Genomic DNA, 25234 nt, shown 5'->3' with positions numbered 1-25234 from the left:
GCCTTCCCCTTCCGTCAAGACCCGATGCAGTCTGCATGACGGGCGGCTGCTTGGCAAGGAAGCCGCGGGGCGGTGCACGAGATCCTATTCCGCTGCCAGCAGTTCTTCCGCCCCGCCAAGATCCACGCTGACGAGCCGCGATACGCCCTTTTCCACCATGGTCACGCCGAACAGCCGGTGCATCCGGCTCATCGTGACGGCGTTGTGCGTGACGATCAGGTATCGGGTCTTCGTTTCCTGCGTCATCGCGTCCAGCAGGTCGCAGAAGCGTTCGATGTTCGCATCGTCCAGCGGCGCGTCGACCTCGTCCAGCACGCAGATCGGCGCGGGGTTGGTGAGGAACAGCGCGAAGATCAGCGCCACGGCGGTCAGCGCCTGTTCGCCGCCCGAAAGCAGTGTCAGCGACTGCAGCCGCTTGCCGGGCGGCTGGGCAAAGATCTCCAGGCCGGCTTCCAGCGGATCGTCGCTGTCGATCAGCGCCAGGTGCGCCTCGCCGCCGCCGAACAGGCGGGCGAACAGGCGGCGAAAATGGCCGTCGACCGCTTCGAACGCGGCGCGCAGCCGTTCGCGCCCTTCGCGGTTGAGGTTGCCGATGGAGCCGCGCAGCCGGTTTACCGCTTCGGTCAGTTCGGCTTGTTCGGCAACCGACGAGCCGTGCGTCTCTTCCGCTTCGGCCAGTTCGTCCGCCGCGACAAGGTTGACCGGGCCAATGCGCTCCCGCTCTGCCACGAGCTTGTCCATCGTTGCCGATTCCCCGGCAGACCCTTCAACCTCGGCGGAATCGAATCCGAAGCGTTCGGGCAACAGCGGCGGCGGGCATTGGAAGCGTTCGCCCGAAATACCGGCCATTTCCTGCCGGCGGGCGTCTTCGTTTTCGGCGCGCGCCGCCGCCCCGGCGCGACCTTCGCGCGCGGAAGCGAGCGCTTCGTTTGCGGCGTTCAGCGTTTCTTCCGCGGCGCGGGCAGCCCGCTCTGCCTCGCCTTGCGCGGCTTCGGCGCTGGCCAGTTCCGCCGCCAGCCTTTCGCGCACCGCTTCTCCGCCCTCGATCTCGCGCGTCAGCCCTTCGGGCTTGGCGGCGATGACCGCGCGTTCCTGCGCCAGTTCCTCGCGCCGTCCGGTCATTTCCGAGAGGCGCCTGGCCGCGTCGCCCGCGCGCGCCTGCCATGACCGGATATCGCCCTTCAGGCCGGCAACGCGTTCGCGCCCCACAGCAATGTCCTGTTCGTGCGAGGCGGCTGCGGCGCTGGCGGCCTGAAGCGCGGTTCGCGCGGAATCGTTGCGCGCGCGCGCGGTTTCCAGCGCGACGCGGCCCGCTTCGGGATCGGGAAGGTCGGCGCGGCGTGCCTCGGCCGCGTCCACTTCCATGCGCGCGGCCCGTTGCTGTTCTTCGGTCTCACGACCGGCGCGGTCCAGTTCGCTTCGCCGCGCCTCTATGCGGGCCTTTGCCGCTTCGGCCTGATCCAGCGCGCGAAGGGCCGAGCGTTCGGCGTCCGATGCTTCAGCCAGCCTGCGTTCGGCACCGGCGAGCGCGGCCTGGACTTCGACCAGCCCGGTGCGCGCCTGTTCGTGCGCGGCTTCCGCCTGCTCCACCGCGCCGCGTGCATCGGGCAGGCGCGCTTCCAGTTCGGTGAGCCGGTTGTCGGCTTCAAGCCGGGCCGCTTCCGCCGCGCCTTCGCCGCGCGCGACGAAGCCATCCCAGCGGCGCAGATGCCCTTCGCGCGTGACCAGCCATTCTCCGGGGCCAAGCGGCTGGCCGTCGTCCGCCTCGGCCACGCGCACAAGGGCCAGCCGCGCGGCCAGTTCGGGGGGGCACTGGGTGACGTGCGCGGCAAGCGAACCGTCCAGTGGATCGCGCGCTTCGGCGCCGGTCCAGAACCGGCCGTCCGCCCCGGCAGGCGCCGCGCCCAGCGGGGCGGCGGCATCGCGCCCCAGCACGGCGGCAAGCGCGCGTTCATAACCGGGCGCGACCTTCACCGCGCCGATCGCGCTTGGTCCCCGGCCCTTGGCGGCGGCCTGTTTTTCGCGAGCCGCGCGGTCGCGGGCGAGGGCGTCCGCTTCGCGCTCTATCGTCGCAAGCTCCGCGCGCGCGGCGGCGAGGGCGGCGCTGGCTTCATCGCGTGCGCCGCTCAGTTCCTCACGCTTCGATCCAAGCGCCTCGCGTTCCGACTGCGCGGCGGCAACCGCGGCGGCGGCTTCGTCCCGCTGCCTCTCGGCCCCGGCCACCAGGTCGGCAGGATCGGCCTCATCGGCAAGCGCCGCCACCTGCCCGGCGATGCGCGCAGCCTCGGCATCGGCGCGGGCAAGGCGCTGGCGGGCAGATGCAAGCGCGGCTTCGGCCACGCGCCAGTCTGCATCGATTCCGGCTTGTTCGGCCACGCGCTGCGCCAGCGCGACTTCGGCGGCCCGCGCCGCGCGGTCCGCATCGTCCTGCGCGGCGGTAAGTGTGGGGCGGCGCGCCTCAGCCTCGGTCAGCGCGGTCTCGGCGGCGGTGACATCGGCCTCAAGCTTCGTCAGCGCGGCGGCGGCGTCTTCGGTCAGCCGGTCGGCGGCGCCGCGGTCTTCCTCCAACCGCGCAAGCTGGCGGTCGATATCGGCCACGCGCTGTTCCGCCGCCTCCAGTTGCGCCGCAAGTCCGGCCATGCGCTGCGCATGGGCAGAGGCGTCCTGCCGCCGGTCGAACAGTTCGTCGCGCGTCTTTGCCAGCGCGCTTCCCGCTTCGTGCTGCGCGGCCTGCGCGGCTTTCGCAGCCTCTTGGGCGGCCGCAACGCGCGCCTCCGCCGCTTCGGCCTCCTTGCGCGCGGCATCGGCGGCGGCGGCGGCATCGCGCCAGCGCGCGAAGACCAGCCGCGCCTCTGCCAGCCTGATCTTGTCCGACACCGCCTTGTAACGTTCCGCCGCGCGCGCCTGCCTGCGCAAGGTTGCGATCTGGCTTTCCAGGCCGGACAGCATGTCTTCCAGCCGCGCCAGATTGGTTTCGGTTGCGCGCAGCTTCTGCTCGGCATCCTTGCGGCGGACGTGAAGGCCGGAAATCCCTGCCGCCTCTTCCAGCATCTGGCGGCGCTCGGCGGGTTTGGCGGCGATCACCGCGGCGATGCGCCCCTGGCTGACCAGCGCGGGGCTGTGCGCGCCGGTGGCGGCATCGGCGAAGGCCAGCGCCACGTCCTTTGCCCGCACGTCGCGTCCGTTTACGCGATAGGCGCTGCCCGATCCGCGCTCGATCCGGCGGACCACTTCCATTTCGCCGCCATAGGGGCCGTCCTCGGCGGTTTCGGCAAACAGAACCACTTCTGCGAAATCGCGCGGGGGGCGGGTGCCGGTGCCCGCGAAGATCACGTCTTCCATCCCGCCGCCGCGCATCGACTTGGGCGAACTTTCGCCCATGACCCAGCGGATCGCTTCCAGCAAGTTGGACTTGCCGCAGCCGTTGGGGCCGACAACGCCGGTAAGGCCGGGATCGATGCGCAGCTCTGCGGGCTCAACGAAGCTCTTGAAACCGGACAGTTTCAAGCGCTTGATCTGCATCGCGTGAGAGCCGGGCGACACTACCCAGTCCCGCCGTGATTGTCCTGTGAAGCCGCGTGGGGAGAAGCGTCGCGCCGCGCGGGCCGGTGGCCCCGGGCAAGCGACGCGACATTGCCACGCGGCTTCACAGGGCAACCGCTCTGCGGCGGGCCGATTTTGGCCCACTGCTGCGTTACTCGTCGGTCACTATGCGATGGCATGGCTCCCTCCTCGCGCCTTGCATTGGACCAAAATCGACTCCGTCACGGTGGGACTGGGTAGTGTCGTCCGGCTCTTTGCCCCCGCCGATCCCGCTTACGCCCGCGTCAGCGGGCGCCGGCGTCCTGGAGCATGGGTTCGAGACCTCCCCAGGTCAGCGAACCGATGTCCTTGCCGTTGAGATAGAAGGTGGGGGTTCCGGTGATGTTGTATTTCTCGCTGTAGCCTTGCGTTTCCTTGGCCAGCGCGGTCGCCTTGTCGGTATCGGCCAGGCAGGCTTCGGCCTTGGCCTTGCCGATCCCGCGCGAAGCGAAGAAATCGGTCATCCCGCCCAGCTTCGCCAGTTCGATGAAGCGCTTTTCGGGCGGAAGGTTGCCGGCGGCCTGAACCTTGTCCTTGTTACCGTCGAGATGATCGAACAGGTTCGGTTGCCATGCCCAGAACTGGTCTGCCAGCGGAATCACCGCTTCATCCGATCCGCACGTCGCAAGCAGCGTGGCGGTAATATCGAAAATGTTCAGCATGAACGGCCGGAATTCATAGCTGACCCGGCCGCTGGCGACGTAATCGTCGCGGATCTTGGCCGCGCCTTCCTTGGCGAATTCCGCGCAGTGCGAACACGACAGCGCGCCGTACTCGATCAGCTTGATCGGCGCATCGGGATTGCCCATGCGATAGCCGCCTTCGGCCGTCTTGCTGACGACGTCCGACCACTGCTTGCCCGCGGGCGGTGCGATCTTGGCGATCGGGGTGCTGCTGGTCGCCGGCGCATCGCCGCTGGCGTCCTTCTTGCCGCAGGCGGCAAGCCCCAGCGCGAGCGGCAGGGCGGCGGCAAGCATCAGTTTGGCGCGGATCGTGGTCATGGCGTCGAAAATTCCTTTTGCGCAAGTTTCCCCGTGCAGGACAGGGCTAGCCGATAGAAAGCGGCGATTGAAGGGCGGATGACCGCCCCCGTGCGCGTTCCCCACAGGAATCGCGCGTGGACAGTCGGGCGGTCGGGCTCAGTCGTCGCCGCTCGGGCTGCCGGTGTTGAGCTGGTCGAGCCGAGCCTCCACCTGCGGGCGCAGCGTGTCCCAGTCGTATGTACCGGCAAGCAATACGCCGCCAAGTATGAAGCTGGGCGTTCCCTGCACGCCCTGTCCGGCAACGGGATTGTCTTTGGGGTCGGCGGTGCCCGCCTTCACGGCGGCCTGGAATTCCTTGAGCTTTTTCACCCTGTCGCTGATGCAGGCCTCCGGGTCGGCCTGGTCATAGCAGGTGGGGTCGACCTCATAGACCAGCGTCTCTGTCTGCAGGCGCTTGGCAAGCGCGCTGTCGGCCAGGCACCTGTCGATCTCGACGCGGTTGTATCCGCGCTCGCTCATCATCTCGTACAGGCCGAAGTCTGTCGCGATATAGCGGTTGCGCGTCACAAGGTCGGGGTTCGTCCAGCGCTTCTGTTGCGAGGGCGATGAGCCGATCATCGGCTGGATCCAGCTCTGCTGGCGGCGCAGGAACATCTCGTGGTTCATGAAGAACTGCGAAGGTTTGCCGCAGTGGGCCAGCATCGTCACCGTAAGGTCGATCGGGTTGCGCAGGAACGAGCGCACTTCGATGGAGCCGGTTCCCTTGGCGATCATGCCGATGCGCAGCGGCGCGTCGGACTGTTCCTCGAAATGGGCGCAGTGCGGGCAGGTATAGCTGATGAATTCCACCAGCTTGATCGGAGCTTCCGGGTTGCCGAGCACATAGCTGTCGTGATCGGTCTTCGCCACGGTGGCGTTCCAGTTGTGGCCGCCCGGCATCGCTTCGGGCAGCGGCTTTGCAGCCGCCATCGCAACGCCCGGCAGCGCCGCACCTGCCAGCGCCATTCCGGCGAACGCGGCCGTCAATGCGGTGAAAAGCCCCTTGATCCTGTTCACGCTCAATTCCCCTCGTCGTCCGTGTTCCCGGCATCGCCCACGCTGCGCGCCAGCGATTCCAGCACCGCGCGCAATTCCGGATCGCCGATGTCGCGCAGGGATTCCCCCAGTTCCATCGGGATCGGCTTCAGAGACGGCGGCGCGCGGCGCGCCGGATCAGGCTTTGCCGATGATTGCTGAACGTTTCCTTGCCGGATCTTGACCCGCGCGACCGCATTGTAGCCGAAAAAGCGGTTCACCCGCTCCACGATCTCGGGAATCACGTGCTGGATGATCGGCGCGTGGCCGGGCGCGACGACCAGTTGCAGGATGCCGTCCGACTTCTCCCCGGGCGGGAAGCGGATCGATTCCGGTTCGCAATGTTCGGCATGGGCGGGGCCGACGATCTCGGGCCAGCGCGTGACCACGCTCGACTGCACGAAGCCGAAGCGGCGAAAGGCGGTGCGCCCGATTTCGGGCATAAGGTCGGAAATCGCGCGCGCGCCCTTGCCGCGCGGCCGTTCATACGGCTTGCCGGGCTTGCTGCGGGCCGGTTTGCTGCGGGGGGGCTTTTGCGGATCGCGTTCCATTGACACGCGCGCCATGCCATAGCGGCGCGATGGAGGCCAGCGGCAAGACTTCGATTTCGGGCGACCTGCTTGCCTGGTATGACGCCAACGCGCGCGCCCTTCCGTGGCGCAAGCTGCCGGGTGAGGGGCGGCAGGAGCCCTATCGCGTGTGGTTATCGGAAGTGATGCTGCAGCAGACCACGGTTGCCGCGGTCGGCCCTTATTACGCGAAGTTCCTCGATCGCTGGCCGTCGGTGACGGACCTTGCCGCCGCCGACGATGCAGAGGTCATGGCCGCGTGGGCGGGGCTGGGATACTATGCAAGGGCGCGCAACCTGCTCGCCTGCGCACGCGCGGTTGCGGCGTCGGGCGGGCGTTTTCCGGAAAGCGAGGCGGACCTGAAGGCGCTGCCGGGGCTGGGCGATTACACCGCCGCCGCCGTTGCCGCCATCGCGTTCGACCAACCGGCCGCGGTGGTCGACGCCAATGTCGAGCGCGTCGTTTCGCGCCTTTTTGCCATTGCCGACCCGTTGCCCGGCGCGCGCAAGGCAATCCGTGCAAGGGCGCGGGAGATCACGCCCGAAAGCCGTCCCGGCGATTTCGCGCAGGCGATGATGGACCTTGGCGCCACCGTCTGCACGGTGCGCGCGCCGCGCTGCCTGCTCTGCCCGCTGCGCGCCGGTTGCCGCGCGGGGAAACAGGGCGATGCGGAACGCTATCCGGTAAAGGCACCGAAAAAGGCGAAGCCGCAGCGCAAGGGACACGCCTTCTGGATAGAGCGCGACGGTGCGGTGTGGCTGGTGCGCCGTCCCGGCAAGGGAATGCTGGGCGGCATGCGCGCGCTGCCGGACGATGGCTGGTCCGCAAGGTCGGACGGTTCGGGCAAGCCTCCGCTGGCCGGCGACTGGCATGCGGCGGGAAGCGTGCGCCACGGCTTCACGCACTTTGATCTGGATCTGGCGGTTCTGGCTGTTGAAGGGGAAAACCCGCCCGTCGGCGAAGGCGAATGGTGGCCGGTGGAACGGCTGGACGATGCCGGGCTGCCGACCCTGTTCGCCAAGGCGGCGCGCAGGGTCTTGGCTTAGGAAACGTCGAGGGCGGACGCCGTCTGGCAATCCGCCCAAGCGCTATCGTCCCTTTGCAATGCGGGCGGCAGTATCCGCCCGTCTCAGATAATCCCGCCGCCGATCCACAACCGCACGATCGCGACCAGGAACACGACAAGGCAGAAGTTCCGCCCGCCGTCGGAACGCGACAGCGCGCCAATCCCCGCACCCAGAAGCGCGACGGGAAGGACGAACCAGTTGCCCCAGCCCAGCAGGGGAATGGTGGAAGGGATCGCCAGCACCAGCGCGACGATACCGATGAGGATCGAGATCAGGTTGAACATAGGTGTTATATAGATGTAACACACCAAGGCTTCAAGCCGTTCATTCCCGGTTCGCCCTGTTGACCCGAAGGGGGTGAGGGCGCACATCGCTGTGCCTGTTGGGCGTTTCATTTCAAAACCTGTTCGCGAGAAAACAATGGATCTTGGGGAAGAGCAACCGGACATTTCGCGTCGCGCGCTGCTGCGCGGCGGCATCGCAGCGGGTGCGGGGCTTGCGCTGTTGCCGCGCACCTCGCTCGCAGCGGCGCCGACAGCCGCCGTGGCTGAGGCGAACTGGCCCAATGTCACGGCGCTGGTCGATGGCTATGTCGATTCCGGCAAGTTGCCCGAAATGATCGCCGCACTGGGCTGGGGGCAGCAGCCGCCGATGGCCATCGCGCGCGGCACGCTGGCGAACAACAGCGAAACCCCGGTTACGATAGACAGCCTTTATCGCATCTATTCGATGACCAAGCCGATCACCGGCATGGCGACGATGATCCTGGTGGACGAAGGCAAGCTGCGGCTTGACCAGCCACTGGCCGACATCCTGCCCCGGTTCGCAAAGATGATGGTGCAGGCAACGCCAGACGGTTCGATAGAGGACGTGCTGCCCGCGAAGTCGCCGATCACCATCCGCGAACTGATCACACATACGTCGGGCCTCGGTTATTCGATCGTCCAGAAGGGGCCGATCAAGCAGGCATACGAGGATTCGGGGCTGGTGCCGGGGCAGGTCAGCAAGATGAAGATACCGGGGCTGGACGATTCCACGCCGGTGTCCAGCCTGGCCGACTTTACCGATACGCTGGCGCAGATGCCGCTGGTCTATCAACCCGGCACGCAGTGGTCCTATTCGGTGGGGCTGGACCTGATGGGGCGGGTGATCGAAGTCGTCACCGGCCAGCCGTTCGATGCATTCCTGAAAGAGCGGATCTTCGCGCCCACGGGGATGACGAGCACGTTCTTCAAGGTGCCGAAGGCCGACGAGCCGCGCCTTACCACCAACTATGGCGTGATCGGCGGTGTGCTGGTGCCGATCGATCCGGCGGACAATTCGATCTATCTGGAAAAGCCGCCGTTCCCGTTCGGCGGGGCCGGGCTGGTCAGCAGCCCGCGCGATTACGACCGTTTTCTGATGATGCTGCTCGGCATGGGGCAGATCGGCGGGCGGCGCGTGATGAACGAGGCTGCGGTGAAGATGGGCATGTCCAACCTGCTTCCCGCCACCGCCAATACCAAGGGCACCTGGATCGAAGGCGCGGGCTTCGGCGCGGGCGGGCGCGTGGGGCTGGGCGTGGACGCGGGGACATATGGCTGGGGCGGCGCGGCGGGGACGGTCGCGTTCGTCAACACGCGCGTCGGCAACCGGGCATCGCTGTTCACGCAATACATGCCCGACAACAGCTATCCGGTAAGCAAGCAGTTTCCCAAGGCGGTGATCGCCGATCTCGAGACGATGACTGGCAGGAAGGCAGCAGCATGACCGAACGCACGATTGCATTCGCGGGGGCGGCGCTGGACCGCGCCGACCACATCCGTTCCGACGCGGACCGGCTGGCCGGCCTGATGGACTGGCGCGCGCGGCTGCTGAAGCTGGACGGGCTCGATCCGGTGATAACGCCCGAAGGCGGGCTGGAATGGGGCACGCTGGCCGATGCCTCGCCCGACAGCGACCTTGTGTTCCTGGGTTTGCTGGACGGCAAGGGATGCTTTGCCGAAGTCAGCGGCGCGGCCTCGCATGGCGCCGGTCCGCCAAGCCCGCGGACATGGTCGGCCATCGCCACGCTCGGCCATTCGGACATCGCGACATACGGCACTGCGCGCAGCCTGGTCGACTGGCACGCCCGCCACGGTTTCTGCGCGCGCTGCGGGCACGAAACGAAGCTGGCCAAGGGCGGCTGGCAGCGCAGTTGCACCAATGTGACGTGCCGTGCGGAACACTTCCCGCGCGTCGATCCGGTCACGATCATGCTGGTGGAACATGACGGGCAATTGCTGCTCGGCCGCCAGCCGCGCTGGCCGGAGCGGCGATTTTCGGCGCTGGCCGGCTTCGTGGAGCCGGGCGAATCGATCGAAGAGGCCGTGGCGCGCGAGGTTATGGAAGAATCGGGCGTGGTCGCGCGCGATGTGCAATACGTCGCCAGCCAGCCCTGGCCTTTCCCGTCCTCGCTGATGATCGCCTGCCACGCCATGGCGGACAGCGCAGACCTGACGATCGATTATACCGAGCTGGAAACCGCGCGCTGGTTCACGCGCGACGAAGTGCTGGCCGCGATGCAGGAACGGGACGGCGCGCCTTTCATCGCCCCGCCGCCGCATGCGGTGGCGTACCACCTGCTAAGCTGGTGGCTATCACGATAACAGGAGAAGCCCGATGAGCGAGCAGCCGACGAAAGTCACGATAGACGTCTGGTCGGACGTGATGTGCCCGTGGTGCGTGATCGGCACGCGGCAGCTGCAAAAGGCGCTGGACGAACTGGACGGAGAGATCGAGGCGGAAGTGCGCTTCCGTCCGTTCGAACTGAACCCGGATATGCCGCCAGAAGGCGAGGAGCAGGCCGCGCATATCCAGCGCAAATACGGCCGCCCTGCCGCCGAAAGCGCGGACGTGCGCGACAGGTTGAAGGGCTTTGGCGACCGGGTGGGCTATTCCTTTGCTTACGAAGGCGAGGGCGAAGCGCCCCAGGCGATGATGTGGAACACGTTCCTCGCGCACAAGCTGCTTTACTGGGCGCTTCGTGCCGGCGGGCCGGAGGTGCAGGGAAAGCTGAAGCGCGCGATGTTCGACGCGCATTTCCAGCAGCGCCGCAACATGGCCGATCCCGAAGTGCTGGTCGAACTGGCGGAAAGCGTGGGCCTTCCCAGGCTCGGCGCGGCGCAGGCCCTATTGGACGAGCAGGTGGGCAAGTCCGTGCGGCACGAGGAGGCGACCGCGTGGGACATGAATATCACCGGCGTCCCGGCGATGGTAGTCAACGGCAGGGCGCTGATCCCCGGCGCGCAGGAGCCGGAAACTTATGTGAACGTGCTGCGCAAGGTGGTGGCGAAGGAAGCGGCGCAAGCGGGTTGATGCCCGGACCCGCCGCGAACGGAAAATGCTTTAAAGCCTCGCCAGCACATCCCCTGCCCGGGCCATGTCGCGCGCATCGTGATAGAGGCCAAGGCCAATGCGCAACACGTCTCCGCGCACGTCCGTCACCACCTCCTGTTCCAGAAGGCGCGCCTGCCATTGCGCGGCGTGGGGTGAGCGGAAGGCAAGGAAGCGCGCTTGCGCGCCATGGCCCGGCGGGTTGAGCACGTCTGCTTGCGATAGCGGCGTATGCGCGATGCGCGCCAGCAGATCGTCACGCAAGGCGGCGACGTGGGCCGATATGCGCGCGGTCGTCAGCCCTTCCTGTGCCAGCATGTCGCGCACCGCCACGAAGCGGTAGAGGCCCGATGGATCGAACGTCGCCCCCATGAAGCGGCGCGCGTCCGTGGCATAGCCGACCGTGCCGGGCGGCAGCGACAGGTCATCGAACGCGGCATACCAGCCGGTGATTGCGGGACGGGGGCCGAAACCGGGCGGGCAGTGCATGAAGGCGCAACCTTCGCCCGCCATTGCATACTTGTATCCGCCCGCAAGGTAGAACACCCGGTCCGCCACGGCGGACAGGTCCGTCTCCACCGCCATGAAGCCGTGATAGCCGTCTATCGCCACCCAAGGTCCGTCAGGACCGGAAAGCGCGGCCAGTTCGTCGACCCCTTCGAACACGCCGCCGCTGCCGAACATCACGTGGCTGGTGAAGATCAGATCCCATTGGCCGGTCCGTGCGCGCTCCACAAAGCGGCCGGTAAAGTCGTTGCCCGCCACCGGCACCGTCTCCAGCACGATCTCACTCGCTTCCACCCAGCGCGCGGCCTGCCGGCGGAACGAATGGAATTCGCCGTCGCTCGCCAGCACGCGCAGCGGGCGCTTGCCGGGATGGGCAGAGACAAGCCGCACGATCAGGTCATGCGTGTTGGGCGCGAAGACCACGGTCGCCGGATCGGGCAGGCCCAGTTCGGCGGCGACGTGCCGCTGCGCGCCGGGCCAGATTTCGCCCATGACGCGGTCCCACTTGCGATCGGCCAGCCGCGCCGCGTCGTCCCACGCGGCCTGTTGCCCCAGCCAGCTTGCATCGGGCCACAGGTGGTGGCTGTGCGCGGCAAGGTGCAGCCGGTCCGGCGCGGCGGCAATCGCGCGCTGGAACAGGCGGCGAAAGCTTTCGCCGGTCACAGGCGCGTCCTCAGTGACCAAAGCTCGGGAAAGCAGCGTTTGGCCAGCGTCGATTGCAGGTAAGGCACGCCCGCGGTGCCGCCGGTGCCGCGCTTGCCGCCGATGATGCGGCTGACGGTGAGGACGTGGCGATGCCGCCACGTTGCCAGCGCGTCGTCTATATCGACCAGCTTTTCGGCAAGCTGGTAAAGCTCCCAATGCCGGTGCGTGTCGCGATAGACGTCCAGCCACGCGTCCTCCACCGCTTCGCCGGGCACATAGGGCTGGCTCCAGTCGCGCTCCAGCACTTCGGCGGGAAGGGCAAACCCGGCGCGGGCGAGCGCCGCATTGGCATCGTCCCACAGCGAAGGCGCATTCAGCGCCGCTTCCAGCGCGGCGCGCGCATGGGGGCGGTCGTCCTGGAACTGAAGGTGCCCGGCTTCCTTCAGGCCGAGCATGAACTCCACCGTGCGGAACTGGTCCGACTGGAAGCCGCTCGACGATCCGAGCACGTCGCGAAAGCGGGAATAGTCGCTGGGCGTCATGGTGGCGAGCACGTCCCACGACAGAGTCATCACCGCCTGTATCCGGCTGACGCGCGCAAGGCCCTTGTACGCTTCCACCAGCGCGCCTTCGCGCACCAGCCGCTTGGCCACTTGCAGTTCCGCGATGGTCTGCTTCAGCCACAGTTCCTTGGTCTGGTGGATGACGATGAACAGCAACTCGTCGTGCACATCGGATGCGGGGTGCTGGGCGGCAAGGATATCGTCGAGCGCGAGATAACTCGCATAAGTAACGTCGGTCATGCCCGACGATTCACCAGAGGCGGGGCGGAATGGCAAGCTGAATGGTTGCAGGTGCAACTTCGTGGAGGCGGCCGGAAATTTGCCGGGGATCGGCCGGCGCAATGAAAAACCCCGTCCGGATCGCTCCGGACGGGGTTCGTTCCTCTCCCCGACCTGGGGTGGCATCCCGGCGGTTTTCCCGCCCGGGACCCGCACGGCAAGGCTTTGCCCTGCCGCGTATGGTTACGTACTTATCACCCGGCGACGTGTCCCGCCAGTGCCGCGAGCAGAAGCAGCGCGACGATGTTGGTGATCTTGATCATCGGGTTCACGGCCGGACCCGCGGTGTCCTTGTAGGGATCGCCCACGGTATCGCCCGTCACCGCGGCCTTGTGGGCTTCGCTGCCCTTGCCGCCGTGGTTGCCGTCTTCGATGTACTTCTTCGCGTTGTCCCATGCGCCGCCGCCGGCGGTCATGGAAAGCGCGACGAACAGCCCGCCGACGATCACGCCCAGCAGCAGCGCGCCAAGCGCGGCAAAGCCGTTGGCCGATCCCGCGATCGCGCTGATCACGAAATAGACCACGATGGGCGCCAGTACCGGCAGCAGCGAGGGGATGATCATCTCCTTGATCGCCGCCTTGGTGACGAGGTCCACCGTCTTGGCATAGTTGGGCTTGCTGGTCCCTGCCATGATGCCCGGATCGGCGGCGAACTGGTCGCGCACGTCGATCACCACGTCACCCGCCGCGCGGCCCACGGCGGTCATGCCCATCGAACCGAACAGGTAAGGCAGCAGCGCGCCCAGCAGAAGGCCGACGATGACATACGGGTTCTCAAGGCTGAAGTTCACGTCCAGCGACGGGAAGAACTCACGCAAGTCGGTGGTATAGGCGGCGAACAGTACCAGCGCGGCAAGCCCCGCCGATCCGATCGCGTAACCCTTGGTCACGGCCTTTGTGGTGTTGCCCACCGCGTCCAGCAGGTCGGTCTTTTCACGAACGCTGTCGTCCAGCCCCGCCATTTCGGCGATGCCGCCCGCGTTGTCCGTAACCGGGCCATAGGCGTCGAGCGCGACGACCATGCCGGCCAGCGCCAGCATCGCGGTTGCGCCATAGGCGATGCCGATCAGCCCGGCGAGCTGGTAGGCGATGATGATGCCCGCCACGATCACCAGCGTCGGCAGCGCGGTTGCCTCCATGGCGATCGCAAGGCCCTGGATCACGTTCGTGCCGTGTCCCGTTTCCGAAGACTTGGCGATGGACTTCACCGGGCGGAAGTTGGTGCCGGTGTAGTATTCGGTGATCCAGATGATCAGCCCGGTGATGACAAGGCCGAGCATCGAGCACCAGAACAGCGCCATGCCGGTAAGGCCCTTGTCGCCGATCTGCGCGCCCATGTCGCCCAGCGAGTATTGCATGGCGACGTAGATGGCCGGGATCGAAAGGACCGCGGTGACAAGGAAGCCCTTGTACATCGCGCCCATGACGTTGTTCGATCCGCCAAGACGGACGAAATAGGTGCCGATGATCGACGTGACGATGCATACGCCGCCGATCAGCAGCGGCAGTGCCATCATCGGCATCAGCAGGTCACCCGCGCCTTTGACGAGCAGAGCGGTAAGCACCATCGTGGCGCCCACGGTGACGACATAGGTTTCGAAAAGGTCGGCGGCCATGCCGGCGCAGTCGCCCACGTTGTCGCCAACGTTGTCGGCGATCACGGCCGGGTTGCGCGGGTCATCCTCGGGGATGCCCGCTTCCACCTTGCCGACAAGGTCGGCGCCCACGTCGGCAGCCTTGGTGAAGATACCGCCGCCAAGACGCGCGAAGATGGAAATCAGCGACGCACCGAAGGCCAGCGCGGTCAGCGCCTCCACCACCGTGCGGTCATCGCCGCCGACGGTGTGGCCCGCCGGGCCGATCAGGTACCAGTAGAATACCGATATCGCGAGAAGGGCGAGGCCCGCCACCAGCATGCCGGTGATCGCGCCCGCGCGGAAAGCCAGAGTCAGGCCCTGTTGCAGGCCGGATTGTGCGGCCGCGGCGGTGCGCACGTTGGAACGGACCGACACGTTCATGCCGATGAATCCCGCCGCGCCCGAAAGCACCGCGCCCAGCACGAAGCCGACCGCCGAAACCCAGGTGAGCGTTACCGCGATGATGACGGCCACGATCACGCCGACGATGCCGATGGTGGTGTACTGGCGCTTCAGATAGGCTTGCGCGCCTTCCTGAATGGCGGCGGCGATTTCCTGCATCTTTTCGTTGCCGGCCGGTGCGCCAAGCACCTGGCGGCTGGTCACGAAGCCATAAAGCACGGCCACGAGTCCCAGGATAATTGCAATAACGACTGGATTCACGACATCAGTCCCCCTCTCTCGCCCCGGTCATTGCCGGGGGTTGGGCCACCTTGTGGCGGCATTGGGGCGGGACGCTATCGTTTTATTCGCGGCTCGCAAGTGCAAGTTTGGACAATGTCCCGCAAATCAACCGTTTTCGCCGTGCTGCCAGCCAAGATGGCCGGTAACCTGCGCACCGTCGAGCAGGATCGAAGCCTTGCCGCGCGGTTGCGCCTCACCCACGGGCCACGCATCGCACGGCGGTGCGACTCCGGGCGGCAGGGCGAACAGCAGCTGGTAATCGTCCCCCCAGCGCAGCGCATCGTCGCGTCGCTCGGGCGGGATACCGGGGGCGAGCGGCACGTCGCTTGCGCGGATCGCGATGGTCACGCCGCTTGCATCGGCCATGCGCCCTGCGTCCAGCAGCAATCCGTCGGACACGTCCATCATCGCGTGAGCGAGCGGGGCGATGGCCCGCCCGGCGGCAAGCATCGGCACGGGACGGCGATAGGGCAGGGTGTCCGCGCCCTCGTGCCCGTCGCGCATGGCCTCGAACCCCATCATCGCCCCGCCGACCGGCCCGGTTACGAAAATCCGGTCCCCCGCATTCACGCCCGAGCGGGAGGGCACCGGGCGGTGGGTCGCACGGCCAATCGCCGTAAGCCCCAGCGATTGCGGTCCGGGCGTCTGCACGGTGTCTCCGCCCAGTAGCGGAACGCCGTATTCGTGCAGCACCGCGCGCAAACCTTCGGCGAAGCGCGCATCGTCGCTGCCGAATGAATAGCCCAGCAGTACGCCGACGGGTTCGGCGCCTTTGGCGGCAAGGTCGGACAGGTTCACCGCGACCAGCTTCCACGCCACGTCGGCCGGGTCTTGCCCGGCCAGCCAGTGAACGCCTTCCACCATCGCATCGTGGGTCAGCACAATGGATTCGCCGCCGATGTCCAGCACGGCCGCATCGTCTTCCAGCCCGCGCGCGGCGGGGCTGGTCGCAAGGGCTCTCAGGCCGTCGATGAAGTCTGCTTCACGGGACATACAAGGCTATCCGGTGCCGTTGCGCCCTGCCTCAATCCCCGGTGAAAACCGGCGCGCGCTTTTCCAGGATCGCGCTGACCGCTTCATAGTGGTCTTTCGTTTCGTGGACGATCGCCTGGTAGGCGGCGGAAAGTTCCAGCACGTCATCCGCGCGTCCGTGTTGCGCCTCGCGCAGCAGGCGCTTGGTCAGCCGCAGCGCGCGCGGGGCATTGGCCGCGATTTTCTCGGCCATGATCACCGCCGCTTGCACGGCTTCGCCATCGGGCACGACAGAGCCGACCAGGCCGATTTCCTTCGCATAGTCCGCGCCGAAGGTTTCGCCGGTCAGGAACAGTTCGGCGGCCTTCGAATAGCCGACGATCTTCTGCAGCGTCCACGCGCCGCCATCGCCCGGTACGATGCCCACCTTGATGAAGCTGGCCGCCATCTTCGCGCCCTGTGCAGCGATGCGGATGTCACACAGGCAGGCAAGGTCCAGCCCCAGCCCGATGGCGTGGCCGTTCACCGCCGCGATCATCGGGATTTCGCAATCGAGCATCGCGCGCGTTGCTGCCTGCACGCCGCGACGATAGTTGCTGCGCGTCGAATCGGGCTGGTCGAGCGGGCCGATGCCCTTGCGTTCGCGGATGCCCTTGATGTTGCCGCCGGTGCAGAACGCCCGGCCTTCACCGGTCAGCACGATGGCGCTGACAGAGCGATCGTCACCCAGCATCGCGAAGGTTTCGATGATGTTGTCGCAATCCTCGAGGCTGCCGATGGCATTCATCGATTCGGGGCGGCTCATGGTCAGGATCGCCACGCGCCCGCGGCGCTCTACGGAAAGGAACGGGGTCAACGCGGTTCTCCTCTCTGGGCCGTTCACGGCTGGGCGGTGAAGGCGTGTTTAAGTTTGCGATTAAATTCGCGCTGCCATAGGGAAGCGTGCGATGCAAATATTCCCGATCCGCCCGTTCAATCCGCCCGGTGACATTCCCGCCCTGCGGCAACAGGTTCGCGATCTCGTGGCGCAGCACGAATCGCATTGGCAGCTCGAATCGCGGGCCAACTGCTGGTTCAGCTTCGACGAGGCGTTCTCGAAGGCGCTGGGCAAGGCGGGCCTGCTGGCGATGAACTGGCCAAAGGAATACGGCGGCCACGAACGCACGATGCTGGAACGCTATGTCGTGCTGGAAGAGCTTCTTGCGCTGGGCGCTCCGGCGGGGCTGCACTGGATCGCCGACCGGCAGACCGGGCCGCTGCTCATCCGCTATGGCACCGAAGCGCAGAAGCAGAAATACCTGCCCGGAATGGCGCGCGGTGAGATTTACGCCTGCATCGGGTTGTCCGAACCCAATGCCGGGTCGGACCTTGCAAGCGTCCGCACGTCCGCCCGCAAGACGCCCGAAGGCTGGCGCGTGAACGGGCAGAAGGTATGGACCAGCGGCGCACACCGCAGCCACGCCGCACTTACGCTGGTGCGCACCGAAGAAGGCAGCGAACGCCACGCCGGGCTTTCGCAGCTGATGATCGATCTCGATACGCCGGGCATCACGATCCGACCGATCGTGGACATGACGGGCAGCCACCACTTCAACGAGATATTCTTCGAAGACGCGCTGATCCCGCTCGATGCGCTGGTGGGAACCGAAGGCAACGGATGGAAGCAGGTGGTTGCCGAGCTTGCGCTCGAACGGTCCGGCCCGGAACGCTATCTGTCCAGCCATGCGCTGCTGGTTGCATTGATCGATGCGGTGGGGCCGGAGCCCGCGCCCGACATCGCGCAACTGATCGGCCGGCTTACCGCCGAACTGTGGACGCTGCGCCAGATGTCGATGTCCACGGCGGCCAAGCTGGACGCGGGCGAAGATCCGGTTGTCGAAGCGGCGATCGTCAAGGATCTGGGCAATGCCTATGAACAGGCGCTGCCGCGGCTGGTGCAGGCGGCGGTAGATGCCGACCTTGCGGACAGGACCGACCTTTCGCGCCTGCTCGTCTGGCTGCTGGTGCAGAGCCCCAGCTACAGCTTGCGCGGCGGCACGCCCGAAGTGCTTCGCGGCATTATCGCCAAGGGGCTGGGGCTTCGCTGAGATTTTCGGGGTGAGGTATTTGGGATGAGTGACAACCGCCAACTGCTGGCCGACATGGCCGAAGGCCTGTTTGCCGAGCTTGCCGAGAGCGATTTCGAGGCAGCATGGCCGCGTCTTGCCGAAGCCGGGTTTTCCACGCTGCTGGTCCCTGAAGACAAGGGCGGTTTCGGCGGCGATTGGGGAGACGTGCTGGCCGTCCTCCGTCTTGCGGGCAGGAATGCGGTTCCCGCCCCCGTGGCCGAGCCAATCCTTGCGCACCATGTGCTCGCCCTGGCGGGGATCGAGGCTCCGCAGGGCTTCGTTTCCATTGCCGCGCCCGGCTGCCGCGTGCCGTGGGGACGCCATGCAGACGCGGTCGTTTCGGTAGAGGATGGCAAGGCCAGCCTCTACATGGTCGACGCCTGCACGTTTACCGAAGGCGAATCGCCGGCGGGCGAACCGCTTGACGCTGTGACCTTTACCGGTACCGCCGCGGCAGGCGCGCCGTGCGAAGCGGACCTTGCGGCGCTGGGTGCCTTCGCCCGCGTCGCGCAGGCTTCCGGCGCGCTGGAAGCGGCGTTCACGCTGGCAATCGAACACGTCAACCAGCGCCAGCAGTTCGGCCGTCCGCTTGCCAAGTTCCAGGCGGTGCAGCAGGCGATGGCCGAATTTTCGGAGGAAGCGGCCGCAGTCGATGCATCGGCCGCCGGTTGCGCGGCGGCGCTGGACGGACTTGACGAGGCGGGGTTCGAAATCGCCTCTGCCAAGTTGCGCACCAATATCGCGATCGATCGCGCCACGCCCATCGCGCACCGCGTTCACGGCGCGATCGGCTTCACGATGGAATACGCGCTGAACCGCTATACCCGCCGGCTGATGAGCTGGCGCAGCGAATTCGGCAACGATGCCCATTGGGCGGGCGTTCTGGGCCGCCGTGTCGCTACGCTTGGCGGTAAGGGTTTGTGGGTGGAAATGACCCGGCGGAGCGACCGTCTTATCCAGCCAGCTTGACCAGCCTCGCCGACAGGTTTAACCGATCGGTTAAATCCATTCGGAGAGGAGTCGGAATATCATGGGCACTGCCTATATCGTCGACGCGGTCAGAACCGCAGGTGGCAGGCGCGGCGGACGTCTGGCCGGGGTGCACCCGGTCGATCTCGCCGCGGCAACGCTGGATGACATCGTAAGGCGCACGGGCGTCGATCCCAACGCCGTGGATGACGTGATCATGGGTTGCGTCGGCCAGGGTGGTGAACAGGCCATGCAGGTTGGCCGCAACGCGGTGCTGGCGTCCAAGATGCTTCCCGAATCGACCCCGGCCGTCACCATCGATCGCCAGTGCGGATCTTCCCAGCAGGCGATCCAGTTCGCCGCGCAGGCGGTCATGAGCGGCACACAGGACGTGGTCATCGCGGCCGGTGTGGAAAGCATGACGCGCGTGCCGATGGGGTCGACCGCAAGCTTCCACATGAAAGAAGGGCTGGGCAACTACAAGTCGCCGGGCCTTGAAGAGAAGTATCCGGGCATCATGTGGTCCCAGTTCATGGGCGCAGAGATGATCGTGAAGAAGCACGGCCTGACCAAGGACGATCTCGATCGCTTCGCCCTGAAGAGCCACAAGAACGCCATCGCCGCGACCGAAGCCGGTGCCTTCAAGGAAGAGATCGTACCGATCGCGATCGAAACGCCCGACGGTCCGGACATGCACACGGTGGACGAAGGTATCCGCTTCGACGCCACGCTGGAAAGCATACAGGGCGTGAAGCTGCTGATGCCCGACGGCGCGCTGACGGCCGCCAGTTCCAGCCAGATCTGCGACGGTTCCTCGGCTTCGCTAATCGTCTCGGAAGAGGCGCTGAAGCGTTACGGGCTGACGCCGATGGCGCGCATCCACACGCTGACCGTTACTGCCGGCGATCCGGTGATCATGCTGGAAGAGCCGCTTTTCGCGACCGACAAGGCGCTTGAACGCGCGGGCATGAAGATGGCGGACATCGACCTTTACGAAGTGAACGAGGCGTTCGCGTCTGTCCCGCTCGCATGGTTGAAGCACACCGGCGCCGATCCGGAAAAGCTGAACGTCAACGGCGGTGCGATCGCGCTGGGCCACCCGCTCGGCGCTTCGGGCACGAAGCTCATGTCCACGTTACTTCACGCACTGAAGGCGCGTGGCAAGAAGTATGGCCTGCAGACGATGTGCGAAGGCGGCGGTGTCGCCAACGTCACCATCGTCGAAATGGTCTGAGATCGAACGGAGAGAAACACATGAAACTCGACAATACGGTTGCCGCGGTCGTTACCGGCGGTGCTTCGGGCCTTGGTGCCGCAACGGCTCGCGCGCTTGCCGCCAAGGGCGTGAAGGTCGCGATCTTCGATCTTCAGAAGGAGAAGGGCGAAGCGATGGCCGCCGAGCTTGGCGGTGTGTTCTGCGAATGCAACGTGACCGATGAAGCCAGTGTAGACGCCGCCTTCGCCAAGGCGCGCGAAGCAATTGGACAGGAGCGCATCCTGGTCAACTGCGCGGGCACCGGCAACGCGATCAAGACCGCCAGCCGCAGTAAGGAAGACGGTTCGATCAAGCACTTCCCGCTCGATGCGTTCAACTTCATCATCCAGATCAACCTTGTCGGCACGTTCCGCTGCATCGCCAAGTCGGCGGCGGGTATGCTGACGCTCGACCCGCAGGAAGACGGTGATCGTGGTGCTATCGTCAACACCGCGTCGGTCGCGGCCGAGGACGGCCAGATGGGCCAGGCGGCCTATTCCGCGTCGAAGGGCGGCGTTGTCGGCATGACCCTGCCGATCGCGCGCGACCTTGCGAGCGAGAAGATCCGCGTGAACACGATCCTGCCTGGCATCTTCGACACGCCGCTGCTGGCCGGTGCGCCGCAGAACGTGCGCGATGCGCTGGGTGCCTCGGTGCTCAACCCCAAGCGCCTGGGCAATCCCCCCGAATACGCCAATCTTGCCATGTGCATGATCGAGAACGGCTATTTCAATGGCGAGGACGTGCGCCTCGACGGCGGCATCCGCATGGCGCCCCGGTAAGTCCGGAAACGTGCGTGGCGCGCGCCGGATGAACGGCGCGCGCCATCGGAACCAGGGGAGAGGTCCGTGTCCGAATATACCCAGATACTTTTCGACGTGACCGATCGCATCGCGACGATCACGCTCAACCGTCCTGAAAAGATGAACGCCTTTACCGGCACGATGATGAACGAGATCATCGATGCGATGGACCGCACCGACGCCGACGACAACGTGCGGGCGGTGATCTTTACCGGCGCCGGCGACAGGGCGTTCTGCGCGGGCGCGGACCTGACCCCGGACGATGGGCGCGCGGTCTTTTCCAATTCGGAACCGGTCGAAGACCTTTCGGACCCGCGTGTGCGCGATGGCGGCGGGCTGCTGACGCTGCGCCTCTACCAGTCAAAGAAGCCGCTGATCTCGGCATGCAACGGCGTCGCGGTGGGCGTAGGCATCACCATGCAACTGCCGATGGACATCCGCCTCGCAAGCGACAAGGCGCGCTATGGCTTCGTCTTCGCGCGGCGCGGGATCGTGCCCGAGGCCTGCTCGAGCTGGTTCCTGCCGCGCCTCGTCGGCGTCAGCCAGGCGGCGGAATGGTGCATGACCGGGCGCGTGTTCGGCGCGGAAGAGGCGCTCAACGGCGGGCTGGTTCGTTCGATTCACGCACCCGAGGATCTGCTGGGTGCGGCCCGCGCTCTGGCGAGCGAGATTGCCGACAATACCAGCGCGGTTTCCGTTGCGATGACGCGGGCGATGCTGTGGCGCATTCCGCCGGGCAATCACCCGATGGAGGCGCACAAGATCGACAGTCGCGCGATCTATCGCCTGTCGAAGGGCAAGGATGCCGCGGAAGGTGTGCAAAGCTTCCTCGAGAAGCGGGCGCCGGTCTACCCCGGCACGGTTTCTTCGGATATGCCGGACTTTTATCCGTGGTGGGACGAACCGGCCTACGAATGACAGAGGCATCCAGAACTTCCGATATGAACGGCCCCGCCGGCGCACGCGCGCTGTTGCTGGAAACCGCGTCGGCGATCATGCGCGAAGGCGATATCGTCGATATTTCGTTGTCCGAACTTTCGCTGCGCTCGGGTTTGAACTCGGCGCTGGTGAAATACTATTTCGGCAACAAGGCGGGCCTTCTCAAGGCGCTGCTCGACCGCGACATGGCGAGCATCGTCAAAAGCGTCGACGCCCTGGTGGTGAAGGACGATATGGACCCGGAAGCGAAACTCCGGCGGCATATCTCCAAGGTCATCGATACCTACTACGACTATCCATACCTCAACCGCCTGCTGATGCGGCTTGTGCGCGAAAGCGATCCGGCAGAAGCGCGGCGGATCGCCGATCTGTACCTGACCCCGCTGAACCGGGCCTATGACAAGCTCATCAGGCAGGGGGTGCAGGAAGGCGTGTTCCGCGACATCGATCACGAGATGTTCTATTTCCTGGTGACCGGCGCTTCGGACCGCTTCTTTTCCGCCCGGCTGGTGCTGCAGCACTGCTTCGATACCGACAACATGACCGACGAACTGCGCGAGCGTTACAAGGCGCACGTGATGGACATCGTCATGCACGGCATCCTGGTGAATCCCGAATAAGCGTTCTTGCGGTTGTAACGCCCGCGGCCTAGCGCCTGCGCAAACCAACTTGCGGAGGCGGGCATGGGCGATTGGTGCATCGGTGTTATCGGCGGTTCGGGCCTCTATGTGCTCGACCAGCTTGAAGATGCGCAGGCGCAGGAGATCGAAACGCCGTGGGGGAAGCCGTCCGGCCCGGTGACGACCGGCTGCATCGGCGGCGTGCGCTTCGCCTTCCTTCCGCGCCACGGGCCGGGCCACGGGCTGGCGCCGGAGGGCGTGCCCTATCGCGCCAATATCGCGGCCTTGAAGCAGCTTGGCGCGACGGACATCCTGGCAATCTCCGCCATCGGTTCGTTGCGCGAGGAAATGGCGCCGGGCGATTTCGCAAGCGTTACCCAGTTCATCGACCGCACGCATGGCCGCCCGCAGAGCTTTTTCGGAAACGGCCTTGTCGCGCACGTGCCGTTCGGAGATCCCGTTTGCCCGCGCCTGACCGGCTGGGCCGCCGCCGCCGCGCGCGAGGCGGGGGCCACGGTGCACGAAGGCGCATGCTATCTTTCGATGCAGGGTCCGCAGTTTTCGACCCGCGCGGAAAGTCGGATGTACCGCAATTGGGGCGCAGACGTGATCGGGATGACCGCGCTGCCCGAAGCGCGCCTGGCGCGCGAGGCGGAGCTTCCCTATGCGTTGCTGGGCATGGTCACCGACTATGACAGTTGGCGCGAAGGCGAAAGCGTGGACGTTGCGGAGATATTGCAGGTCATGGCCGCCAATGCGGACAAGGCCCGCCGCACAGTGGAGCAACTGGCCCGAATCCTTCCCGGCGAACGGTCGGCCAGCCCGATCGATCGTGTTCTGGATACCGCGCTGGTTACGGCGCCGGGCGCGCGCGACAGCAAGGCTGTTTCCCGCATCGAACAATTGGTGCGCCGCAAAATCGCGTGAAGCACCCATTTCGGAGTATTTTCCCAAAATTACGGTGCTGCGCACAATAATGCGCGACAAGGCCCCCTTGCGCTGCACGATTGTTTCAGTAGTAATCGTTCCATGCCCGGAACAGAGACCCGACTGGCAGACTTTCTGCCCTATCGAATGGCCATCACCTCCAACGCGGTGAGCGGACTGATCTCCGACGAATATCGCAGCCAGTTCGGACTGAAAATTCCCGAATGGCGGATCATGGCCGTGCTTGGCGATGCGGGGCGCATGACTCAGCGCGAACTCGTCCGCGCGACGGTGATGGACAAGGTCGCGGTCAATCGTGCCAGCAAGGTTCTGGAAGAGCGCGGGCTGGTCGCGCGCATTCCCAACCTGGCGGACGGTCGCTCGCACCACCTTGAACTCACCGCCGCGGGGAAAGAGATGCATGCGAAAATCTGGCCGCAGGCGCATGGCATGACCGAACGGATCTTCGCCACCCTGCCGCAGAAGGACCAGGACAAGCTGCGCGCAATCCTGGACAAGCTGCTTGCATCGGTGCGCAAGATCGAAGGCGAAACCGAATGAAGCTCGCCTCTCTTCCGCAAGGTCGCGACGGGCGCCTGATCGTCGTGTCGGCAGACCTTGCCTGGTATGCCGATGCCGATCACATCGTGCCCACGCTGCAAGGCGCGCTTGACGATTGGGACCGGCACCAGCCGGCTCTTGCCGCGCTTTCGACAGAACTTGAGCACGAGGCCATCCCCCGCAAGCGGTTCCACGAACGCGAAGCGGCCGCGCCGTTGCCGCGTGCGTTCCAGTGGGCCGACGGCTCGGCTTATGTGAACCATGTCGAACTGGTGCGGCAGGCGCGAGGGGCGGAACTTCCCGCCAGTTTCTGGACCGATCCGCTGATGTACCAGGGCGGCAGCGACGATATGCGCGGCGCGCGCGATCCGATCACACTGGCGGACGAGGCCTGGGGCTGCGACATGGAGGCGGAAATCGTCGTCGTCACCGGCGATGTGCCGCAGGGCGTATCGCGCGAGGATGCGCTGAAGCACGTCCGCCTTGTCGGCCTTGTAAACGATGTGTCGCTGCGCAACCTGATTCCCGGCGAATTGTCCAAGGGGTTCGGCTTCGTCCAGTCGAAGCCTGCCTGCCACTTCTCGCCGGTCTTCGTGACGCCCGATGCGCTGGGCGATGCCTGGGCGGACGGCAAGTTGTCGCACCCGCTGATGGTTGACCTGAACGAAGAACCGTTCGGCCGGGCGGAGGCGGGCGAGGAGATGACGTTCGATTTCGGCACGCTGATCGCGCATCTCGCCAAAACGCGCCGGGTCGGCGCGGGATCGATCATCGGTTCGGGTACCGTGTCCAACCGCGATCCCGACGGTTCGCCGGGCCGCCCGGTGGGCGGGGGCGGGCGCGGTTATTCGTGCATCGCCGAACAGCGGATGATCGAAACGATCGCCAGCGGCGAGGCGAAAACCCCGTTCCTGCGCTGGGGCGACACCGTGCGGATAGAAATGCGCGACGGCGATGGCCACTCGATCTTCGGTGCGATCGATCACCAGGTGGTGAAACCCTGACCGCGCGTTGGGGGCAGGGGGCATTGTTTAACGCGCACGGCCGCCGTGCTGCGCCGTCAGTAGTGCGGGAATGACCCGAACGGTGGTCTGGGTCATCGGGCCGCTGTCAATCAGGAGAGTCGAGGCTATCGC

At 66.0% G+C, this 25234-nt stretch carries 23 protein-coding genes; 13 read left to right on the top strand and 10 right to left on the bottom strand.

The window, feature by feature from the left end; all coding sequences use genetic code 11:
* Window positions 1-84: 84 nt before the first annotated feature.
* The 4 genes from RXV95_RS13300 to RXV95_RS13285 form a co-directional block, all read right to left on the bottom strand.
* The gene (locus RXV95_RS13300; protein ID WP_338468566.1) at window positions 85-3522 is read right to left on the bottom strand and encodes an AAA family ATPase; all 3438 of its coding nucleotides are present in this window, start codon (window positions 3520-3522) and stop codon (window positions 85-87) included.
* Window positions 3523-3827: 305 nt separating this feature from the next.
* A complete protein-coding gene (locus RXV95_RS13295) occupies window positions 3828-4583 on the bottom strand; it encodes a thioredoxin domain-containing protein (protein WP_338466518.1) in 756 nt (251 codons plus the stop codon).
* Window positions 4584-4721: 138 nt separating this feature from the next.
* The gene (locus RXV95_RS13290) at window positions 4722-5621 is read right to left on the bottom strand and encodes a thioredoxin domain-containing protein (RefSeq protein ID WP_338466517.1); all 900 of its coding nucleotides are present in this window, start codon (window positions 5619-5621) and stop codon (window positions 4722-4724) included.
* A gap of 2 nt (window positions 5622-5623) precedes the next feature.
* Window positions 5624-6190 (bottom strand): DUF721 domain-containing protein, encoded by a 567-nt coding sequence (locus RXV95_RS13285; RefSeq protein WP_338466516.1) that lies wholly within the window; start codon window positions 6188-6190, stop codon window positions 5624-5626.
* Window positions 6191-6219: 29 nt separating this feature from the next.
* On the opposite strand from RXV95_RS13285, the gene mutY reads away from it, so the two are divergent.
* A complete protein-coding gene (gene mutY, locus RXV95_RS13280) occupies window positions 6220-7254 on the top strand; it encodes an A/G-specific adenine glycosylase (RefSeq protein WP_338466515.1) in 1035 nt (344 codons plus the stop codon).
* A gap of 83 nt (window positions 7255-7337) precedes the next feature.
* On the opposite strand, the gene RXV95_RS13275 is transcribed toward mutY, so the two are convergent.
* Window positions 7338-7559, bottom strand: a complete 222-nt coding sequence (locus RXV95_RS13275) for a hypothetical protein (protein ID WP_338466514.1) — start codon at window positions 7557-7559, stop codon at window positions 7338-7340.
* Window positions 7560-7695: 136 nt separating this feature from the next.
* On the opposite strand from RXV95_RS13275, the gene RXV95_RS13270 reads away from it, so the two are divergent.
* Genes RXV95_RS13270 through RXV95_RS13260 form a run of 3 tightly spaced genes read left to right on the top strand, consistent with a single transcriptional unit; the run spans window position 7696 to window position 10611 of the window.
* The gene (locus tag RXV95_RS13270) at window positions 7696-9024 is read left to right on the top strand and encodes a serine hydrolase domain-containing protein (protein ID WP_338466513.1); all 1329 of its coding nucleotides are present in this window, start codon (window positions 7696-7698) and stop codon (window positions 9022-9024) included.
* On the top strand, window positions 9021-9902 hold the full coding sequence (gene nudC, locus RXV95_RS13265) for an NAD(+) diphosphatase (RefSeq protein ID WP_338466512.1): 882 nt from the start codon (window positions 9021-9023) through the stop codon (window positions 9900-9902). Before RXV95_RS13270 ends, nudC begins: the two co-directional genes overlap by 4 nt.
* Before the next feature lie 13 nt (window positions 9903-9915).
* A complete protein-coding gene (locus tag RXV95_RS13260; RefSeq protein ID WP_338466511.1) occupies window positions 9916-10611 on the top strand; it encodes a DsbA family oxidoreductase in 696 nt (231 codons plus the stop codon).
* A 30-nt stretch (window positions 10612-10641) separates the two neighbouring features.
* Here RXV95_RS13260 and RXV95_RS13255 read toward each other — a convergent pair whose 3' ends face one another.
* The 5 genes from RXV95_RS13255 to RXV95_RS13235 form a co-directional block, all read right to left on the bottom strand.
* Entirely contained in the window at window positions 10642-11799 is a 1158-nt protein-coding gene (locus RXV95_RS13255; RefSeq protein WP_338466510.1) for a class V aminotransferase, read from the bottom strand.
* Window positions 11796-12584 (bottom strand): tryptophan 2,3-dioxygenase, encoded by a 789-nt coding sequence (locus RXV95_RS13250; protein WP_338466509.1) that lies wholly within the window; start codon window positions 12582-12584, stop codon window positions 11796-11798. Before RXV95_RS13250 ends, RXV95_RS13255 begins: the two co-directional genes overlap by 4 nt.
* Window positions 12585-12817: 233 nt before the next feature.
* Window positions 12818-14923 (bottom strand): sodium-translocating pyrophosphatase, encoded by a 2106-nt coding sequence (locus RXV95_RS13245; RefSeq protein ID WP_338466508.1) that lies wholly within the window; start codon window positions 14921-14923, stop codon window positions 12818-12820.
* Window positions 14924-15049: 126 nt separating this feature from the next.
* Window positions 15050-15937 carry a thiamine-phosphate kinase gene (thiL, locus tag RXV95_RS13240; RefSeq protein ID WP_338466507.1) on the bottom strand — a complete coding sequence of 296 codons (888 nt, stop codon included), beginning with the start codon at window positions 15935-15937 and terminating at the stop codon, window positions 15050-15052.
* 31 nt (window positions 15938-15968) lie between these two features.
* A complete protein-coding gene (locus tag RXV95_RS13235; RefSeq protein ID WP_338466506.1) occupies window positions 15969-16772 on the bottom strand; it encodes an enoyl-CoA hydratase-related protein in 804 nt (267 codons plus the stop codon).
* 91 nt (window positions 16773-16863) lie between these two features.
* On the opposite strand from RXV95_RS13235, the gene RXV95_RS13230 reads away from it, so the two are divergent.
* The 9 genes from RXV95_RS13230 to RXV95_RS13190 all read left to right on the top strand — a co-directional run bounded on the left by RXV95_RS13230 (window position 16864) and on the right by RXV95_RS13190 (window position 25102).
* On the top strand, window positions 16864-18003 hold the full coding sequence (locus tag RXV95_RS13230; protein WP_338466505.1) for an acyl-CoA dehydrogenase family protein: 1140 nt from the start codon (window positions 16864-16866) through the stop codon (window positions 18001-18003).
* Between the two features lie 24 nt (window positions 18004-18027).
* Window positions 18028-18993: an acyl-CoA dehydrogenase family protein gene (locus RXV95_RS13225; RefSeq protein ID WP_338466504.1), complete on the top strand. Its 966-nt coding sequence runs from the start codon at window positions 18028-18030 to the stop codon at window positions 18991-18993.
* Window positions 18994-19054: 61 nt separating this feature from the next.
* Window positions 19055-20227, top strand: a complete 1173-nt coding sequence (locus RXV95_RS13220; protein ID WP_338466503.1) for an acetyl-CoA C-acetyltransferase — start codon at window positions 19055-19057, stop codon at window positions 20225-20227.
* A gap of 20 nt (window positions 20228-20247) precedes the next feature.
* Window positions 20248-21030 carry an SDR family NAD(P)-dependent oxidoreductase gene (locus RXV95_RS13215; protein WP_338466502.1) on the top strand — a complete coding sequence of 261 codons (783 nt, stop codon included), beginning with the start codon at window positions 20248-20250 and terminating at the stop codon, window positions 21028-21030.
* Window positions 21031-21096: 66 nt separating this feature from the next.
* Window positions 21097-21969, top strand: a complete 873-nt coding sequence (locus tag RXV95_RS13210; RefSeq protein WP_338466501.1) for a crotonase/enoyl-CoA hydratase family protein — start codon at window positions 21097-21099, stop codon at window positions 21967-21969.
* Between the two features lie 23 nt (window positions 21970-21992).
* Window positions 21993-22610: a TetR family transcriptional regulator gene (locus RXV95_RS13205; protein ID WP_338466500.1), complete on the top strand. Its 618-nt coding sequence runs from the start codon at window positions 21993-21995 to the stop codon at window positions 22608-22610.
* 63 nt (window positions 22611-22673) lie between these two features.
* Window positions 22674-23537 carry an S-methyl-5'-thioadenosine phosphorylase gene (mtnP, locus tag RXV95_RS13200; protein ID WP_338466499.1) on the top strand — a complete coding sequence of 288 codons (864 nt, stop codon included), beginning with the start codon at window positions 22674-22676 and terminating at the stop codon, window positions 23535-23537.
* Between the two features lie 102 nt (window positions 23538-23639).
* Window positions 23640-24098: a MarR family winged helix-turn-helix transcriptional regulator gene (locus tag RXV95_RS13195; protein WP_338466498.1), complete on the top strand. Its 459-nt coding sequence runs from the start codon at window positions 23640-23642 to the stop codon at window positions 24096-24098.
* Window positions 24095-25102, top strand: a complete 1008-nt coding sequence (locus tag RXV95_RS13190; protein WP_338466497.1) for a fumarylacetoacetate hydrolase family protein — start codon at window positions 24095-24097, stop codon at window positions 25100-25102. Before RXV95_RS13195 ends, RXV95_RS13190 begins: the two co-directional genes overlap by 4 nt.
* Window positions 25103-25234 lie beyond the last annotated feature (132 nt).

Origin of the sequence: Novosphingobium sp. ZN18A2, assembly GCF_036784765.1 — a bacterium.
Classification (GTDB): Bacteria; Pseudomonadota; Alphaproteobacteria; order Sphingomonadales; family Sphingomonadaceae; genus Novosphingobium.
The sequence above is the reverse complement of the archived record's forward strand: the minus strand, read 5'-3'. Positions and strand labels throughout refer to the sequence as shown.

Coding starts and splice junctions, on each gene's coding strand:
- RXV95_RS13275 (WP_338466514.1), bottom strand. CDS start 7,559: ATGTTCAACCTGATCTCGATCCTCATCGGTATCGTCGCGCTGGTGCTG.
- nudC (WP_338466512.1), top strand. CDS start 9,021: ATGACCGAACGCACGATTGCATTCGCGGGGGCGGCGCTGGACCGCGCC.
- RXV95_RS13225 (WP_338466504.1), top strand. CDS start 18,028: ATGAGTGACAACCGCCAACTGCTGGCCGACATGGCCGAAGGCCTGTTT.
- RXV95_RS13250 (WP_338466509.1), bottom strand. CDS start 12,584: ATGACCGACGTTACTTATGCGAGTTATCTCGCGCTCGACGATATCCTT.
- mutY (WP_338466515.1), top strand. CDS start 6,220: ATGGAGGCCAGCGGCAAGACTTCGATTTCGGGCGACCTGCTTGCCTGG.
- RXV95_RS13270 (WP_338466513.1), top strand. CDS start 7,696: ATGGATCTTGGGGAAGAGCAACCGGACATTTCGCGTCGCGCGCTGCTG.
- RXV95_RS13190 (WP_338466497.1), top strand. CDS start 24,095: ATGAAGCTCGCCTCTCTTCCGCAAGGTCGCGACGGGCGCCTGATCGTC.
- RXV95_RS13220 (WP_338466503.1), top strand. CDS start 19,055: ATGGGCACTGCCTATATCGTCGACGCGGTCAGAACCGCAGGTGGCAGG.
- RXV95_RS13300 (WP_338468566.1), bottom strand. CDS start 3,522: ATGCAGATCAAGCGCTTGAAACTGTCCGGTTTCAAGAGCTTCGTTGAG.
- RXV95_RS13295 (WP_338466518.1), bottom strand. CDS start 4,583: ATGACCACGATCCGCGCCAAACTGATGCTTGCCGCCGCCCTGCCGCTC.
- RXV95_RS13205 (WP_338466500.1), top strand. CDS start 21,993: ATGAACGGCCCCGCCGGCGCACGCGCGCTGTTGCTGGAAACCGCGTCG.
- RXV95_RS13230 (WP_338466505.1), top strand. CDS start 16,864: ATGCAAATATTCCCGATCCGCCCGTTCAATCCGCCCGGTGACATTCCC.
- RXV95_RS13215 (WP_338466502.1), top strand. CDS start 20,248: ATGAAACTCGACAATACGGTTGCCGCGGTCGTTACCGGCGGTGCTTCG.
- RXV95_RS13260 (WP_338466511.1), top strand. CDS start 9,916: ATGAGCGAGCAGCCGACGAAAGTCACGATAGACGTCTGGTCGGACGTG.
- mtnP (WP_338466499.1), top strand. CDS start 22,674: ATGGGCGATTGGTGCATCGGTGTTATCGGCGGTTCGGGCCTCTATGTG.
- thiL (WP_338466507.1), bottom strand. CDS start 15,937: ATGTCCCGTGAAGCAGACTTCATCGACGGCCTGAGAGCCCTTGCGACC.
- RXV95_RS13285 (WP_338466516.1), bottom strand. CDS start 6,190: ATGGAACGCGATCCGCAAAAGCCCCCCCGCAGCAAACCGGCCCGCAGC.
- RXV95_RS13195 (WP_338466498.1), top strand. CDS start 23,640: ATGCCCGGAACAGAGACCCGACTGGCAGACTTTCTGCCCTATCGAATG.